The organism is Stenotrophomonas mori (assembly GCF_023556335.1).
GTDB classification, from domain to species: Bacteria; Pseudomonadota; Gammaproteobacteria; order Xanthomonadales; family Xanthomonadaceae; genus Stenotrophomonas; species Stenotrophomonas mori.
Genome location: NZ_JAIKTS010000001.1, coordinates 1477382 through 1493026 on the forward strand (window position 1 = coordinate 1477382; position 15645 = coordinate 1493026).

Consider the following 15645-nt stretch of genomic DNA (forward strand, 5'->3'; position numbering starts at 1 on the left):
AGGACGGACCGCGATTGTCCCATCGTGGCCCGTGGCATGCTTGACGCGCCGTGGACACCCGGCGGCGACGGCCCGCGCGCCGCCGCCGGGGCGCCGGCTACGGAGCCACCGGCCGCAGCAGCAGGTCCTGGAAGTCGAAGCTGAAATCGGTCAGCGAGGAGACCGCCTGCAGGCGGACATCGCGCACCCGGCCGTCCGGATCGAGGCTGAAGTTGACGAAGGCGTCGGCATTCAGCGAACGGTTGTCCCAGCGCACGATGAAGGTGTCGTGCTGCCAATGCTCCATCGTGCCGGCCAGGTCGGCGGTGGCACCGAAGCGCAGGCGCAGGGCGCCGCCCTTCTGCTCCACGGACACGTCGCCATACCACGCATCGCGGTAGGTGCCGGCATAACCGGACAGCGGCAGGGAGGGCCGGCTCTTCGCCGCACGCGCGGCCAGGTGCTTCTGCCAGCCCTCGTCGGCGCTGTCCTGCGCCTTGGCCACGCTCGCCGCGTAGGCGGCGACCCAGTCGTGCGCCGGCGCCTCCAGCAGGGCGTCGAGCACGCTCAGGGTGATGGCGTTGAACGCGGCCCCGGACTCCTGGTTGGTCAGCACCACCACGCCCAGGTTGCGGCCGGGCACCAGGGTCAGCCGCGACACCTGCCCCGGCCAGCCGCCGGTGTGCCACACCAGCTTCTGCCCGCGGTAGTCGCTCAGGCTCCAGCCCTCGCCGTAACCGGCGAAGTTGGGCACCGCCGGTGCCAGCGCCGGCACGGATGGCGGCGCCACGACCTGCGGGATCTGCATCTGCCACATCTGCTGCTGGGTCTTCTCCGAGAACAGCGGCGTGCCGTCGGCCAGCCGGCCGCCGGACAGCTGCACGTTCATCCACCGGGCCAGGTCGTGCACGCTGGAATAGATGCCGCCGGCGCCGGCGTTGTTCGACCAGGTCAGCGGCGCCACCGGGCGCAGGTCCTTGAAGTCGTACTTGGCATGGCCGACGGCCGCCTTGTCGCCGGGCTGCAGGTGGTCGGCGTTGTAGCGGGTGCCGGCCATGCCGACCCTGTCGAAGATGCGCTGCTGCAGGAAGTCGGCGAACGGTTGTCCCGACACCGTCTCGATCACCTGCTGCGCCACCGCGTAGAGGATGTTGTCGTAGGCATAGCGGTCGCGGAAGCCGTTCTTCAGCGGCACCTGCGCCAGCCGCGCCACCACCTCGGCATTGCTGTAGGTGGTGGTCGGCCAGAACAGCAGATCGCCGGCGCCCAGGCCCAGGCCGCTGCGGTGCGAGAGCAGGTCGCGGATGCGCATCTCGCCGGTGACGTAGGGATCGGACATGCGGAACGACGGCAGGTGGTCGATCACCCGGTCGTCCATCTTCAGTCGGCCTTCCTCCGCCAACAGGTTCAGCGAGGTGGCGGTGAACGCCTTGGTGTTGGAGGCGATGGCGAACAGCGTGTCGGCCTGCACCGGCTCCGGCCTGCCGATCTCGCGCAGGCCCCAGCCGCGTTCCAGCAGCACCTTGCCGTCCTTGACCACCGCCACCGCCACGCCGGGTACGTCGAACTGCTGCCGTACCCGTTCCACCGTGGCGTCGAGCTGCTGCAGCTCCACCGGTACCGCCGTCTCCTGTGCGCCGGCGACCTGCGCCGCCGCCCCCATCGCGAGCACCAGCCCGCCGCCCAGCCACTTGTTCACTGCGTTCTCCCTCGGGATCGATGCCGGCACACCGGCCTTCCCGCGATGGTAACGCGGCCACGCCCGCCCTCGGCTTCGACGCCACCGGAACGACACCATGGACCGTGCCGCCCGGCGTGTACCCGCGACAGGCGCATGCCGGGCATGGCCGGCCCTGCGTCCGGTGCGGCATGCCCGCCGGCGCCGCCACCATCGGCGCCCGGCTTGAACGGGCTGTTCGCCACGCCGGACACCACCGCCGGCGTCCACTTCGACATCGCTGGCTGGACCTGTGCGCCATGGCGCGGCGACACGCTCCATCCGGCCGGGCAGGAACAGCCACGCGCTGACCTGCATCGGGATCGACGGGACCTGCTTCGCCACCCGGAAGCCGCACGGCCTCGTGTTCTCGGCCGAAGACCCCAAGCGCACCGTGACCGCACGCAGGCGGCCCGCGACGTGGCCGGCCTGCAGCGACGGATCCAGCCGAACTGAAGCCCGGGGGGCGGCACCCGGCAGGCGCATCGGCGACAATATCCGGATGCCGACCGACGACACCCGCAAAGCCCTGCTGCAGGTCCATTTCTGCGTATTGCTGTGGGGCGTCACCGCCATCCTCGGCAAACTCATCTCCCTGCCCGCACTGCCGCTGGTGTGGTGGCGCATGCTGCTGGTGGTGGCGATGCTGGCGCTGCTGCCGCGGGTGTGGCGCGGGTTGTCGGCACTGACGCCACGGCTGGCGCTGGGCTATGCCGGCATCGGCGCGCTGGTGGCGCTGCACTGGCTCACGTTCTATGGCGCGGTGAAGCTGGCCAACGCCTCGGTCGCGGCGACCTGCATCGCGCTGGCCCCGGTGTTCACCGCCATCGTCGAGCCCTGGATCGCCCAGCGCCCCTTCCGGCCCCGCGAGCTGGCGCTGGGCCTGGCGGTCCTGCCGGGCGTGGCCCTGGTGGTCGGCGGCGTACCCGGCGGCATGCGCCTGGGGGTGGCGGTCGGCGCCCTGTCGGCCTTCCTGGTGGCCTTGTTCGGGTCGTTCAACAAGCGCCTGGTCAGCCATGCCGACCCGCTGACCGTCACCGCGCTGGAACTGGGCGCCGGCACCCTGACCCTGACCCTGCTGGCGCCGGCCCTGCCGCTGCTGCTGCCGGCGCTGGCCGGCACGCCCTGGGGGCTGCCCGGCCTGCGCGACGGCCTGCTGCTGCTGGCCCTGTCGGGGCTGTGCACCCTGTTGCCGTTCGCACTGGCGCTGGTGGCCCTGCGCCACCTCAGCGCCTACACCACCCAGCTGGTGACCAACCTGGAGCCGGTCTACGCCATCGTGCTGGCGATGCTGTTCCTGGGCGAACAGCACGAGCTCACCCCGCAGTTCTACCTTGGCGTGGCGATCATCCTGGGCGCGGTGTTCCTGCATCCGCTGCTCAACCGTTTCCAGCGCGCGCCCGGGGGCATGGCCGGCCCGGGGCTGGGCCAGGCCTGAGCCGGGCGCGGCCCGCCGCTCACCACTGGTGCTGCTGCGGCAACAGCCCGCGCAGTTCCTGCTCGCTGAGGTTGCGCCACTGGCCGGGCTTGAGCGCACCGATCCGGACGTTGTCGATGCGGACCCGGCGCAGTTGGGTGACGCGGTAGCCGAAAGCCGCCGCCATCAGGCGGATCTGCCGGTTCAGCCCCTGCTCCAGGACGATGCGGAAACCGAACTTGGCGATCCGGGTGGTGCGGCACGGCAGCGTCACCTGGTCGTGGATGCGCACCCCGCGCGCCATTCCGCGCAGGAAATCATCGGTGACCGGCTTGTTCACCGCCACCAGGTACTCCTTCTGGTGGCCGTTCTCGGCACGCAGGATCTGGTTGACGATGTCGCCGTTGCTGGTCATCAGGATCAGGCCTTCCGAATCCTTGTCCAGGCGCCCGATCGGGAAGATCCGCTGCTCATGGCCGACGAAGTCGACGATGTTGCCCTTGACCGCGCTTTCGGTGGTGCAGGTGATGCCCACCGGCTTGTTCAACGCGATGTACACGTGCCGCCGTCCGGTGCTCTTCTGCACCACACGCGCGCGCAGCGGCTGGCCGTCCACGCGGACCTCGTCGTCTTCGCCGACCACCGCGCCGGTGCCAGCGACCAGGCCGTTGACGGTCACCCGGCGCGCGGCCAGCAGGCGGTCGGCCTCGCGGCGGGAACAGAAGCCGGTGTCGGCGATGTGCTTGTTGAGTCGGGTCGTCATCGGCGGATTATCCGCCATCGCGCAGGGCACCGGACAGCACCGGTGCCGCGCTGTCCGCATCGACCACCCGGTCGCGGCCGCCGCGCTTGGCCCGGTACATGGCGTTGTCGGCCCGGCGCAGCAGCGCGGCCACGTCCTCGTCCTGCGCGCGCATCTCCGCCAGGCCGATGCTGACGGTGATCGCCAGGCCGTCCGGGCACAGCGCCGAGGCCTGCCGCGCGATCTTCGCGCGCAGGTGCTCCAGCCGCGTCAGCGCGAGGTAGGCCCGCGCCCCGGGCAGCAGCACCAGGAACTCCTCGCCGCCCATGCGGATCACATCCTCGCGCTCGCCCACCGCGGCGACCAGCATGTTGGCGACCGATACCAGCACCGCATCGCCGGCTTCGTGGCCGAAACGGTCGTTGATCTGCTTGAACAGGTCGATGTCCAGGAACCCGATCGACAGCGGCAGCCCACGCTTGCGCGCACGGTGCATGTGGCGTTCGAGCCGGCGCAGGCCCGCACGCCGGTTGGGCAGCCCGGTCAGCGCGTCGGTGTCGGCCAGCTGGCGCATCTCGTCGCGCTGCCGGCGCAGGTGGCCGAGCCGGCGGTTGAGCCCGTAGGCGTACATCATCAGGAACCAGGTCACCGACAGCTGTATCGCCTCGACCCGGAACCGCAGCAGCTCGGGGCGGCCGGCGATGTCCGCCAGGGCCATCAGCAGCAGCGGCAGCACCGCGGCGATGCCCTCCACCGCGCGGTAGTCGCCACGGCGCAGCGCGGCGATGCCCGCGCCCAGCGCCAGCACGCAGACCAGGGTGAACGCCTGGTCCAGCCGCGCGGCCACCCAGACCAGCGCGGCCCACGGCAGCAGCGGCGTCACCAGCGCCAGCACCAGCAGCAGCTGCGCGAACCCGCGCACCCAGGGCCGTGACCGCGGCCAGCTCTGCAGCCCGCCGCACAATCGCCACAGCACCCAGCCCATGGCCGCGATGCTCAGCGCCGACGCCGACACCAGCCACCAGGGCGCGAAGCCGCCGACCGGCAGCCACGGTTCGGGATAGCCGCTCAGGCCACTGAGCACCGACTGCCAGACCACCAGCAGCGCGGTGACCAGCGTGTAGACCAGGAAGTCGCGGTCGCGGGTGGTGAAAAAGCCCATCAGGGCCGACAACGCCAGGGCGATGGCGATGGCGATGCAGGCGGTGCGCACCAGCAGCCGCATCGTGTCCATCTGCTGCACCGGACTGGGCGCGCCCAGCCGCAGCGTGGGAATCCAGCGCGCCTTGAGCGGCGTTTCCCAGGCGACCCGGATCGGCTCCAGGTCGCCCGGCCTGGGCACCATCACCATGCCGATGCCGGCGCGGAAGCGCGAATCGCGGGTGCGCGCATCCTGCATGTTGCCGCAGATCCGGCGGTCGCCATGGGCGATCATCACCTCACCGGCGAAGACGTTGAACACGTCCACCGCCTGCGGCGCACCCGACCAGCCCCCGGCCGGGGCGGCGATCAGAAGACTTTCGTCCAGGCGCGCCAGCGCCTCGGGCGGGCAGGCGCGGACCGGAGTCTGGGCATCGGTGGGCGCACCGACCAGGAGATAGTCGTGGCCGAGCTGCGGCGGCTGCGCGGCGGCCGGCGGCGGGACAACCAGCAGCAGGAACAACGCCACGGGCCAGCCCCGCCCTGTCCACCAGCGGCCTGCGATCGCGATCGCCATGTCCTCCCCCTGCGCACTCCCCCCGTGCGGCCGCGATTATCGCATGCGGGTCTCCCCGCTGCCGCGAGCGGCCGGCGCGTCGCCACCGCCCGCCGGCGGGCCGGGACGCGGGTCAGGCGTCGCGCGGGCCGCGGGGCCGGAAGCCGCCCCGGCGTCCGCCGGGACCGGAACGCGGACCACCGGGACGGCCGGCCGGCTTCGGGCCCTTGCCGAAGCGCGGCTTGAACGGGGCCGCGGCCTGGCCTTCGCCCTCCTCCATCCTGCGCATGCGCAGCTGCTGGCCGGACACCCAGACCTTCTGCAGGTGCTGCAGGGTCTCCGGCGGCATCTGTGCCGGGAGGTCGAGCACCGAATGGTCCTCGTGGATGTCGATGCGGCCGATGTAGCGGCTTTCCAGGCCGGCCTCGTTGGCGATGGCACCGACGATGTTGGCCGGCTTCACCCCGTGCTGGTGCCCCACCTCGATGCGGTAGGTCTCCATGCCGAACTCCGGCGCACCGCGCGGCGGCACCTCGCGGCGCGGGCGCTCGCCGTACTCGCCTTCGCCACGCGGCGGGCGCGGACCGCGCTCGTCGTCCTGGCGGGGGCCGCGCTCGAAGCGCGGCTCGAAGCGCGATGGACGCTCGCCGCGTTCCTCGCGGTGGCGCGGGAACCCGCCGTCACGGGCGCCGCGCTCGGGACGCTCGGTCCGCGGCTCGCGGCGTTCGCGCACCGGCGGGGCCAGCAGGAACGGGGCATCGCCCTGCAGCAGCTTGGCCAGCGCGGCGGCGACGTCCACCGCCGGCACGTTGTACTCGCCCTCGTAGCGCTGCACCAGGTCGCGGTAGAAATCGGTATCGCCGCCCGCCAGGGTCTGGCTGATGCGCTCCATGAACTTGGCCACGCGGTGGTCGTTGACCGCATCCACGGTGGGCAGCTGCATCTCCTCGATCGGCTGCCGGGTGGCACGCTCGATCTGCCGCAGCATGCCCTTCTCGCGCGGGGTGACGAACAGGATCGCCTCGCCGCTGCGTCCGGCCCGGCCGGTACGGCCGATGCGGTGCACATAGCTTTCGGTGTCGTAGGGGATGTCGTAGTTCAGCACGTGGCTGATGCGCTCCACGTCCAGGCCGCGTGCGGCCACGTCGGTGGCGACCAGGATGTCGAGCTTGCCTTCCTTGAGCTGGCCGATGGTGCGCTCGCGCTGCGCCTGCTGCATGTCACCGTTGATGGCGGCCGCGGCCAGGCCGCGCGCCTGCAGCTTCTCGGCCAGTTCCTCGGTGGCGGCCTTGGTGCGCGCGAAGACGATCATCGCGTCGAACGTCTCGACCTCCAGGATCCGGGTCAGCGCATCGAGCTTGTGCATGCCGCTCACCCACCAGTAGCGCTGGCGGATGTTGGCGCTGGTGGTGGTCTTGGCGGCGATGGTCACTTCCACCGGATCGCGCAGGTAGGTCTGCGCGATGCGGCGGATCTGCACCGGCATGGTCGCCGAGAACAGCGCCACCTGGCGGCTCTCCGGCAGCTTCTTGAGCACCGCCTCGACATCGTCGATGAAGCCCATGCGCAGCATCTCGTCGGCCTCGTCCAGCACCAGCGTCTTCAGCTCGGACAGGTCCAGGGTGCCGCGGTCCAGGTGGTCGATGACGCGGCCGGGGGTACCGACCACCACATGCACGCCGCGGCGCAGCGCCGACAGCTGCTGGCCGTAGGGCTGGCCGCCGTATACCGGCAGCACGCGGAAACCCGGCATGGCCACCGAATAGCTCTGGAAAGCTTCGGCGACCTGGATCGCCAGCTCGCGGGTCGGTGCCAGCACCAGCACCTGCGGCTTGCCGGCGGACAGGTCGATGTTGGACAGCACCGGCAGCGCGAAGGCGCCGGTCTTGCCGGTGCCGGTCTGCGCCTGGCCGAGCACGTCGCGGCCTTCCAGCATCGCCGGGATGGTGGCGGCCTGGATGGGCGACGGGGTCTCGTAGCCGATGGTGGCCACGGCGCTCATCACAGCCTCGGACAGGCCGAGGTCTGCGAACAGCAGCGGCGCGGGGGATTCTTGGGACATGGGGACTCCGGGGGCACCGCGGCGAACGCCGCGGGCGGGAAAATGGGGCGTATTGTGCGCCTTGTGCCGGCCGCTGTCGAAATCTCCCCATGGCGCCGTTCAGCTGTGATATCCGGCGGCGGCCAGCGAATCACCCGGCATCGTCCCTCTTGCGAGCGTCCACGGCCCTGCCCCCGTCGCCTTCCGAGCCCCCGGCCCGCTTCACCGAGCTGCTGCAGCGCCACCGCGGCATCCTGCTCAAGGTGGCCGGCAGCTATGCGCGCCAGCGCGAGGACCGCGAAGACCTCGCCCAGGAGATCGCCGCCCAACTGTGGCGGGCGTGGCCTGGCTACGACCCGGCACGGCCCTTTTCCACCTGGATGTACCGGATCGCGCTGAACGTGGCGATCTCGCAGCTGCGTGGACGGGCCTGGACGCCGACGCTCCAGGCCGCGCCCGGCGACCCGCTCGACACCCTGCCCGGTGCTGGAGGTCGAGCACCGGCTGGGCCGCCTGCGCCGGTTCCAGGCGCTCAACGGCATGCTCGCCGGCTGGCCGTGGTGGGTGATGTGGGCGGTGCTGGCGGTCGCGCTGGCCGGCATCGCCGGCGTGCCCGCTTCGCCGGCCATGGCGCCCTGGTTCGGGGCCAGCCTGGCAACCGGGCTGCTCGGCTGGCTGGGTACCGCGGCGCTGTATCGCCGGGCGCGGACCTCGCCACGGCCGGGGCTGGCGCGGCGTGCCGAGGATCTGGTCGGCGGCTACAGCCTGCGCCAGGCCCAGAGGATGATCGAGGAGCTGCGCCGGTTCGAGCAGGACTAGCCGCGACGAGCGATAATCGCCCCCTTTCCTTGCCGGCACCCCCATGCAGACCCTCGATTTCGAACTGGACCGCGAGTACGTCGAACTGAAGCAGCTGCTCAAGCTGACCGACCTGGTGTCCAGCGGCGGCGAGGCCAAGACGATCATCGGCGACGGCCTGGTGAGCGTCGATGGCGAGATCGAACTGCGCAAGGCCTGCAAGATCCGCGCCGGCCAGCAGGTGCAGCTGGGCGACGTGCGCATCCGGGTACGTTGACGCCGGGAACGGCGCAGGCCGGAGCAACCTCCACCGGCACCGGGACTGCGCGGCCGCAGGCACCGACACAGCGTCCCTGCGGCACCAGCCCCGCCTTTCCCCTCAGGCTGCCGGCCGGTGCGCCGGTTGCATCGCAGCGCCCTTCCTGAAAGCCCCATGCGGCGGCGGCCCATCCAGGGGCCCGTGGACGTCAGCGACCTCGGCGCGCAGGCCCCTGCGGGAGCAGCATCCCTGGTACCTCAGGTTGCCGGCCGTTGCGTCAGGTGCGCGGCGATCATCTTCCTGAAGGGCGTCACGCCGTGCGCCACCCGCAGGGCGGCGTTGCGCAGCACCCGTGCCGGCAAGCGGTTGTCGTTGTACAGCGTGGCCACCGCGTTGGTCGCTTCGTAGAGCGGCCGTGTCGCCAGCCGATGCCCGCGCTCGTAGCGGGCCAGCACACCGGCGGCGCCGATGTCGCCGCCGCGCGCGGCGGCGGTGGCGATTTCCTTCACCAACCGCTGCTGGCTCTGCAGGCCGAAGTTGAACCCGTGCGCGGTCACCGGGTGCATGCCCACCGCGGCATCGCCGGCCAGCGCATAGCGCGGCCCGGCGAAGCGGTGCGCATAGACCCCGACCAGCGGATAGACATGCCGGCTGCCTACCGGCTGCATCCGTCCCAGGCGCTGCTCGAAGAAACCGGTGACCGCCTCGCCGAAGTCCGCATCGTCCATCGCCATCAATGCCTGGATGCCCTGCGGCGGCAGGGTGATCACCGCCGAGCAGTGGTCGCCCGGCAACGGCAGCATCGCCTGGGTGCGGCCGTAGCCGAACCACTCCCAGGCCGCATGGTGGTGCGGCCGTTCGTGCCGCATCCGGCATACCAGCATCGACTTGCCGAAGTCGCGCATCTGCGCGCCGATGCCCATCATCCGCCGGGTCGCCGAGAACCGGCTGTCGGCGGCCACCACCAGCCGTGCCGACAGGCGGCGGCCGTCGTCCAGCACCACGGTGTTGGACGCACCGCCCCCTTCGATCGCCGTCACCCGGGCGCCGTCGAACAGCGCCAGGCCGGACTGCCCCTGCACCGCCTCCCAGGCGGCGCGCCGGATCAGATGGTTGGGAACCAGCCAGCCCAGCTCCTCGACGTTCTCGGCACCGGCGCTGAAGCCCAGTGCGAACGGCGACGCGCCATTCATCACCCTGGCGCTGCGCAGCGGCGAGACCTGCGCCGGATCGATGCGCGCCCAGAGCCCCTGCGCCTGCAGGATCTGCCGCGAGGCGTGGGTCAGGGCGATCTCGCGGCCGTCGAACGCCGGCCCGGCCAGCGCCGCCGCCGGCTGCAGTTCGACCAGCGCCACCGCCAGCCCGGTATCGGCCAGACCACGGGCCAGGCACAGCCCGACCGGGCCGGCCCCGACCACCAGTACATCGAACACGCGCATCGTCCGCCTCCGCTTACAGTGTCGCCACAGCCTACGCGCCGGGAACGGCGCGGCCCTTGATCCGGATCATGGGCGGCGCATGCGGCCGCTCACGATCCATTGCGCTGCTGCTCGCCGGCGACCTCCGCCGGCGCCAGGGCCGGCAGCGGCTCGGCCGGCATGGCCAGCAGCGCGGTATCGATCTCCGACAGCGGACTCTCGTCCGGGCAGGTCTCGTCGGGAAATCCGAAGTGTTCCTTGAGCGCCTGGCCACAGGTGGTGACCGTTTCCAGGTCGCTGCCCTCGAGCTTGCACTGCCGGTCGAAGGCGATCAGGAACGCATCCTTGCGGCGCACGAAGTCGTCGCCGCACTTGCGCATCTGCTTGATGCGTTCCAGGTCGTCCTGGACCGCGTTGGTGCCGTCCAGGCCGTACTGCTTCAGCTCCTCGCTGCCCAGCAGCCGCAGGCTGCGGTTGGGCACGGTCATCATCAGGTCGGCCACGCCCACTGCCACGCCGTTGCGCTGCAGATAGTCCTTGACGTTGCCGTAGACCTCCTGCAGCTCGCGGTTCAGCTCGGCACGCGAGGTGGCCGTGGAGCTGATGCGCATCATCCGGTGGATGCCGACCTTGCCGGAGATCAGGCGGTTGTCGCCGGCCGCCAGGACGAACACGCAGGCGCTGTGGCAGATCGAGCCTTCGCGCACCCAGATGGTCCAGCCGGCGTCGCCGATGCTGTCGCCGGCGACGATCGCCGCCTCGACCTGGCCGCCGCTGGAATCCAGGTCGAGGATGCGCTTGCCGATCTTCATCGCGTCGGCCACCACCGCCAGGCGCGTCACCAGGGTGGCGAAGGACGGGTTGATCTTGCCCGCGTAGCGCACCCGCACCAAGCCGCGCTCGCGGCAGGGCTCCAGGGCGGCATCGAGGGTTTCCCGGTCCAGTGCCTCCAACAGCGGACCGTCGCCGGCATCGCCGGTGTAGTCGGCGTCGCAGCTGACCCAGACCTTGCCGTTCTCAAGCACCACCTCGGGCCACGGCGCGTCGCGCGCCGGCTTCACGGCGGCCGGCGCCGGCGGCGCATCGGCCGCATTGATCGACACCATGTGATCGCCGTCGGCGGCCAGCGCGGCAGCCGGGTCGGCCGCCGCGGGCGTCCTGCCCGGATCCGTGGGATGGCAGGCCGACAACCCGATACACAGCAGAGGCGACCACCAGAATCTGCGCAACATGGACAACGACCGGATCCGTGGGGCGGCGCCGGGCGGCGCCAGGGAATCGACAGTCTAGTGCGCAATGCCCCCTGCACCGCAACCGCCCCTGAACTGGCCGCCGGCCACCGGCATTGCTGTCCGGAAATGGCCAGTGCGGACCTGCGGCCGGCCCTAGACTGGGGCCATGCAACCGCTCGCCATGCCCAGCCACGACCACTGCGAACAGGCGCGCCTGGCCCGCGATGCGCGCTTCGACGGGCTGTTCTTCACCGCGGTGCGCAGCACCGGCATCTACTGCCGGCCGGTGTGCCCGGCCCCGGTTCCACGCCGCGACAACGTCCGCTACTACCCCACGGCCGCCGCCGCCGCCGCCGCCGGCTACCGGCCCTGCCTGCGCTGCCGGCCCGAGCTGTCGCCGGACGACGCGAACCTGCTCCAGGACCAGACCCTGCACCGTGCCCTGGCGCTGCTGGACGAGGGCATCCTCCAGGAGCGGCCGGCGAGCGCCCTGGCCGAGGCGATGGGCCTCAGCGCGCGCCAGCTGCAGCGGCTGTTCGTGGCGCGGCTGGGAGCGACCCCGGCGCAGTTGCATGCCACCCGCCGCCTGCTGCTGGCCAAGCAGCTGCTGACCGAAACCCGGCTGCCGGTCACCGAGGTGGCGCTGGCCGCGGGCTTCAACAGCCTGCGCCGCTTCAACGCCGCCTTCCTGGCCGGCTGCGGGATGCCGCCGAGCGCGCTGCGCAGGCGCCACGGCGCCGTGGCCGGCGGCGAACCGGTGCTGCGGCTGGCCTACCGCCCACCCCTGGACTTCCCGGCCATGCTCGGCTTCCTGCGCAAGCGCATGATTCCCGGCATCGAGCACATCGACGCGGACAGCTACCAGCGGGTGACCGTCGCCGACGGCCGCGCCAGCCTGATCCGCGTCACCGCCGATCCGAAACGGCCCGAGCTGCGCCTGCAACTGGGCACCACCGATGCATGCACGATCCCGGCGATCGTGGCGAAGGTACGGCGCGTGTTCGACCTGGATGCCGACCTTGCGGCCGTCCACGCCAGCCTGGTGCACGAGCCGCTGCTGGCCCGGAGCATCGCGCAGCGCCCGGGACTGCGCGTCCCCGGCGGCTGGGACGGCTTCGAGGTCGCCGCGCGCGCGGTGCTCGGCCAGCAGGTCAGCGTGGCCGCGGCCACCACCCTGGCACGGCGGCTGGTCGAGCGCTTCGGAACAGTCCTGCCCGGCATGCCCGAAGGCCTGGACCGGCAATTCCCCGCACCGGCGGCGCTGGCCGACGCTCCCCTGGAGCAGATCGGCCTGCCGCGCACCCGTGCCGCGACCCTGAGGGCGGTGGCACGGGCCTGCGCCGAAGGGCGGTTGCAGTTCAGCCGTGCGCAGACGCTCGCCCAGTTCGTCGCGCAGGCCACCGCACTGCCCGGCATCGGCCCGTGGACCGCGCACTACATGGCACTGCGCGCACTCGGCCAGCCCGACGCCTTCCCCGCCGGCGACCTGATCCTGCAGCAGGCCCTGGCCGGCGCCGACGGGCGGCGGCTGAGCGAACGCGCCACCGAGACCCGCTCGCAGCCCTGGCGCCCTTGGCGGGCCTATGCCGTCCTGCACCTCTGGCATTCAAGCGCCGCCCTCGCCGCATCCCGCACCGCGGCGTGCCCCCCTCCCACGGAGAGCACCTGATGACTCCTCTCTTCTACGACCGTTTCGATACCCCCATCGGCCTGCTCACCGTCGCCGCCGACGCTGCCGGCCTGCGGCACATCCTGTTCGCCGAGAACCGCCACGATGCCAAGGGGCGCGAGCGCTGGCGGCACGACCCGGACGCGGTCGCCGAACCGCGCCGGCAGCTGCTGGAGTACCTGCATGGCCAGCGCCGCGGCTTCGACCTGGCGCTGGCGCCGGTCGGCACCGCCTTCCAGCTGCAGGTCTGGCATGCGCTGGCGGACATCCCGTTCGGCGGCACCTGGAGTTACCGGCAGCTGGCGCAGCGCATCGGCCGGCCCAGTGCCACCCGTGCGGTGGGCGCCGCCAATGGCCGCAATCCGCTGCCGATCGTGCTGCCCTGCCACCGGGTGATCGGCAACGACGGCTCGCTGACCGGCTTCGGCGGCGGCCTGCCGACCAAGGCCGCGCTGCTGCGGCTGGAGGGCGCGCTGCCCGCCGCACCGACGCTGTTCGGCTGAACCACAGCGGCCCGTTGCCACCGGGCCGGTGGCCGGATCCGTCCCGCCCCCGCCACGCTGTCCGCCAGCTGTCATCGGGGCAGGACTATCATTGCCCGATGATTCCGTTCCGTACCCTCCTCGCGCTGGCCGGCGCCGCCCTGCTCGCCGCCTGCGCTTCGACCGGCACCGCGCCACCGCCCACCGCCGAGCCCCCGACCGTCCTGCTGCTGTCCATCGACGGGCTGCGCGCGGACATGGTCGACCGCGGCCACAGCCCCCACCTCGCCCGCCTTGCGCGCGAAGGCGTGCGGGCGGTCGGCATGACCCCGTCCTATCCCTCGCTGACCTTTCCCAACCACTACACCCTGGTCACCGGCCTGCGCCCGGACCACCACGGCATCGTCCACAACAGCATGAGCGATGCCGACCTGGGCGACTTCCGGCTCAGCGACCGCGATGCGGTGCGCGACCCGGGCTGGTGGAGCGGGGAGCCGATCTGGGTCGGCGTGGAAAAGGCCGGCTACCGGAGCGCGACCTGGTCGTGGCCGGGCAGCGAAGCCGTGATCCAGGGCCGACAGGCCAGCCAGTGGCATCCCTACGACGAGACGGTGTCGCTCAGCGAACGCCTGCAGCTGGTGCTGTCCTGGCTGCAGGGCGCTCCCGACGGCCGCAAGCCACGCCTGGTCGCCGCCTACATGGAGCACGTGGACAAGGCCGGGCACTACTACGGCCCGGCATCGCCCGAGTACGCCGCGGCCCTGCGCGAGGTCGATACCGCGATCGGCCAGTTGCTGGACGGCATGGCCCGCTCGGGCCTGCTCGAACACACCAACATCATCATCGTCTCCGACCACGGCATGGCCAGCGTCCCGGCCGGGCAGGTGGTCGCCACCGAGGACATGGTCGCGACGGACCTTGCGCGGCTGGTCTCGGCCGGCCAGTCGGTCGGTTTCGCCCCGCTCCCCGGCCGCGAGGCGGAAGCGGAGCACGCCCTGCTGGGTGCGCATGCGCACTACGACTGCTGGCGCAAGGGCGAGCTGCCCGCACGCTGGCAGTACGGCCGCCACCCGCGCGTTCCCGCCATCGTCTGCCAGATGCACGAGGGCTGGGACGCACTGCCCCGCGCGGTGATCGCCCAGCGCCCGGCGGCCGACCGCGGCTCGCACGGTTACGACCCGGCGCTGCCCTCGATGCAGGCGGCCTTCGTCGCCCGCGGCCCTTCGTTCAACCGCGGCCAGGTACTGCCCACCTTCGACAACGTCGACCTCTACCCGTTGCTGGCACGGCTGACCGGCATCACCGCCGCGCCCAACGACGGCAACCCGCAGACACTGCTGCAGGCGCTGCGCAGCCGCGACTGACCCCGTCCACCCATGTCCCGGACGGCGCGCCCACGCGCGCCTGCCCGGAACGCGGGCAACAAAAAAGCGGCGCAAGCGCCGCTTTTTCGTGGGAGCCCGGCAGGATCACCCCGCCTTGGCCACCGTCTTCTTGGCGACGGCCTTCTTGGCCGGCGCCTTGGCAACGGTCTTCCTGGCGACCGGCGCCGCGGCGCCCACGGCCGCCCTGCTCACCGAATGCGGGCGCGCATTGCCATAGCTGGCGTTGTAGCGCTTGCCCTTGGCGGTCTTGCGGTCACCTTTACCCATGTCGTCAACTCCTTGCTGTGAATTCAGATTGCCCCGTGCGGACACGGGTGCCGCGGGCCGCCTCGGCGGTCCGCCGGCATGTCGCCAGAGCCTAGCATGCGCTCTTCAATGCGCGCAGCTGGCATCGTGAACGTGCAGGCGGTTGAGCCGCAGGTTCGCCAGATGCGCCACCCCCACCAGGAGGCCGCCCAGGGTCATCACCACGGCGTGCGGCATCTGTTCGTGCTCCAGCCCCCCGTGCAGCCCGGTCCACAGCAGCACCAGCCCCGGAAGCAGCAGCGCCAGCGCATGCAGCGCGCGGTGCCGGCGGTACCCCCACAACAGGCTGAACAAGCCCAGCACGGTCACGAACACCACCACCACCTGCTCGACGTCATGGCTCAGCCAGAAGGACAGCCCCAGCGAGGGCAGGAGTACCAGCAAGGCCGGCAACGCCGCGCAGTGCACGGCACAGAGCAGCGAGCCGAAAGCGCCGAAGCGGTCAAGGAACTGTCGGGAGGGCGTGGGAGGCATGACTTCCAGCAGGGGCATCGGGTGTTATGG

General features: G+C 71.7%; 14 protein-coding genes and 1 pseudogene. 7 read left to right on the plus strand and 8 right to left on the minus strand.

What is annotated here, in order from left to right; genetic code table 11:
* Nucleotides 1-97: 97 nt before the first annotated feature.
* The gene (locus K5L01_RS06650) at nucleotides 98-1678 is read right to left on the minus strand and encodes a serine hydrolase (protein ID WP_486669478.1); all 1581 of its coding nucleotides are present in this window, start codon (nucleotides 1676-1678) and stop codon (nucleotides 98-100) included.
* Nucleotides 1679-2198: 520 nt separating this feature from the next.
* On the opposite strand from K5L01_RS06650, the gene K5L01_RS06655 reads away from it, so the two are divergent.
* Nucleotides 2199-3134, plus strand: a complete 936-nt coding sequence (locus K5L01_RS06655) for a DMT family transporter (protein ID WP_250063053.1) — start codon at nucleotides 2199-2201, stop codon at nucleotides 3132-3134.
* A 19-nt stretch (nucleotides 3135-3153) separates the two neighbouring features.
* Here K5L01_RS06655 and K5L01_RS06660 read toward each other — a convergent pair whose 3' ends face one another.
* The 3 genes from K5L01_RS06660 to K5L01_RS06670 form a co-directional block, all read right to left on the minus strand.
* Entirely contained in the window at nucleotides 3154-3876 is a 723-nt protein-coding gene (locus tag K5L01_RS06660; protein WP_250063056.1) for a pseudouridine synthase, read from the minus strand.
* 7 nt (nucleotides 3877-3883) lie between these two features.
* Nucleotides 3884-5572, minus strand: a complete 1689-nt coding sequence (locus tag K5L01_RS06665) for a sensor domain-containing diguanylate cyclase (protein ID WP_250063058.1) — start codon at nucleotides 5570-5572, stop codon at nucleotides 3884-3886.
* A gap of 112 nt (nucleotides 5573-5684) precedes the next feature.
* A complete protein-coding gene (locus K5L01_RS06670) occupies nucleotides 5685-7613 on the minus strand; it encodes a DEAD/DEAH box helicase (protein WP_250063059.1) in 1929 nt (642 codons plus the stop codon).
* Nucleotides 7614-7762: 149 nt separating this feature from the next.
* Here K5L01_RS06670 and K5L01_RS06675 point away from each other — a divergent pair.
* From K5L01_RS06675 to K5L01_RS06685, 3 genes and pseudogenes are all read left to right on the plus strand, one after another.
* Nucleotides 7763-8062, plus strand: a pseudogene (locus tag K5L01_RS06675) (RNA polymerase sigma factor); the annotation flags it as partial.
* Nucleotides 8063-8075: 13 nt separating this feature from the next.
* Entirely contained in the window at nucleotides 8076-8411 is a 336-nt protein-coding gene (locus tag K5L01_RS06680; RefSeq protein ID WP_250063529.1) for a hypothetical protein, read from the plus strand.
* 43 nt (nucleotides 8412-8454) lie between these two features.
* Nucleotides 8455-8667, plus strand: coding sequence for an RNA-binding S4 domain-containing protein (locus K5L01_RS06685; RefSeq protein WP_250063061.1), 213 nt, complete (start codon nucleotides 8455-8457; stop codon nucleotides 8665-8667).
* A gap of 239 nt (nucleotides 8668-8906) precedes the next feature.
* On the opposite strand, the gene ubiM is transcribed toward K5L01_RS06685, so the two are convergent.
* Nucleotides 8907-10088 (minus strand): 5-demethoxyubiquinol-8 5-hydroxylase UbiM, encoded by a 1182-nt coding sequence (gene ubiM, locus K5L01_RS06690; protein ID WP_250063063.1) that lies wholly within the window; start codon nucleotides 10086-10088, stop codon nucleotides 8907-8909.
* 89 nt (nucleotides 10089-10177) lie between these two features.
* Complete coding sequence (locus K5L01_RS06695; RefSeq protein ID WP_250063065.1) at nucleotides 10178-11299, minus strand: COG3904 family protein; 1122 nt, start codon at nucleotides 11297-11299, stop codon at nucleotides 10178-10180.
* Between the two features lie 166 nt (nucleotides 11300-11465).
* On the opposite strand from K5L01_RS06695, the gene K5L01_RS06700 reads away from it, so the two are divergent.
* The 3 genes from K5L01_RS06700 to K5L01_RS06710 all read left to right on the plus strand — a co-directional run bounded on the left by K5L01_RS06700 (nucleotide 11466) and on the right by K5L01_RS06710 (nucleotide 14814).
* Nucleotides 11466-12968: a DNA-3-methyladenine glycosylase 2 gene (locus tag K5L01_RS06700; protein WP_250063067.1), complete on the plus strand. Its 1503-nt coding sequence runs from the start codon at nucleotides 11466-11468 to the stop codon at nucleotides 12966-12968.
* Nucleotides 12968-13471: a methylated-DNA--[protein]-cysteine S-methyltransferase gene (locus K5L01_RS06705; protein ID WP_250063069.1), complete on the plus strand. Its 504-nt coding sequence runs from the start codon at nucleotides 12968-12970 to the stop codon at nucleotides 13469-13471. The genes K5L01_RS06700 and K5L01_RS06705 overlap by 1 nt, the downstream gene beginning before the upstream one ends.
* Nucleotides 13472-13569: 98 nt before the next feature.
* Nucleotides 13570-14814 (plus strand): alkaline phosphatase family protein, encoded by a 1245-nt coding sequence (locus K5L01_RS06710; protein ID WP_250063071.1) that lies wholly within the window; start codon nucleotides 13570-13572, stop codon nucleotides 14812-14814.
* Between the two features lie 105 nt (nucleotides 14815-14919).
* Here K5L01_RS06710 and K5L01_RS06715 read toward each other — a convergent pair whose 3' ends face one another.
* On the minus strand, nucleotides 14920-15102 hold the full coding sequence (locus K5L01_RS06715; protein ID WP_250063074.1) for a 30S ribosomal protein THX: 183 nt from the start codon (nucleotides 15100-15102) through the stop codon (nucleotides 14920-14922).
* A 105-nt stretch (nucleotides 15103-15207) separates the two neighbouring features.
* Nucleotides 15208-15615 (minus strand): MerC domain-containing protein, encoded by a 408-nt coding sequence (locus K5L01_RS06720; protein WP_250063076.1) that lies wholly within the window; start codon nucleotides 15613-15615, stop codon nucleotides 15208-15210.
* Nucleotides 15616-15645: the final 30 nt, after the last annotated feature.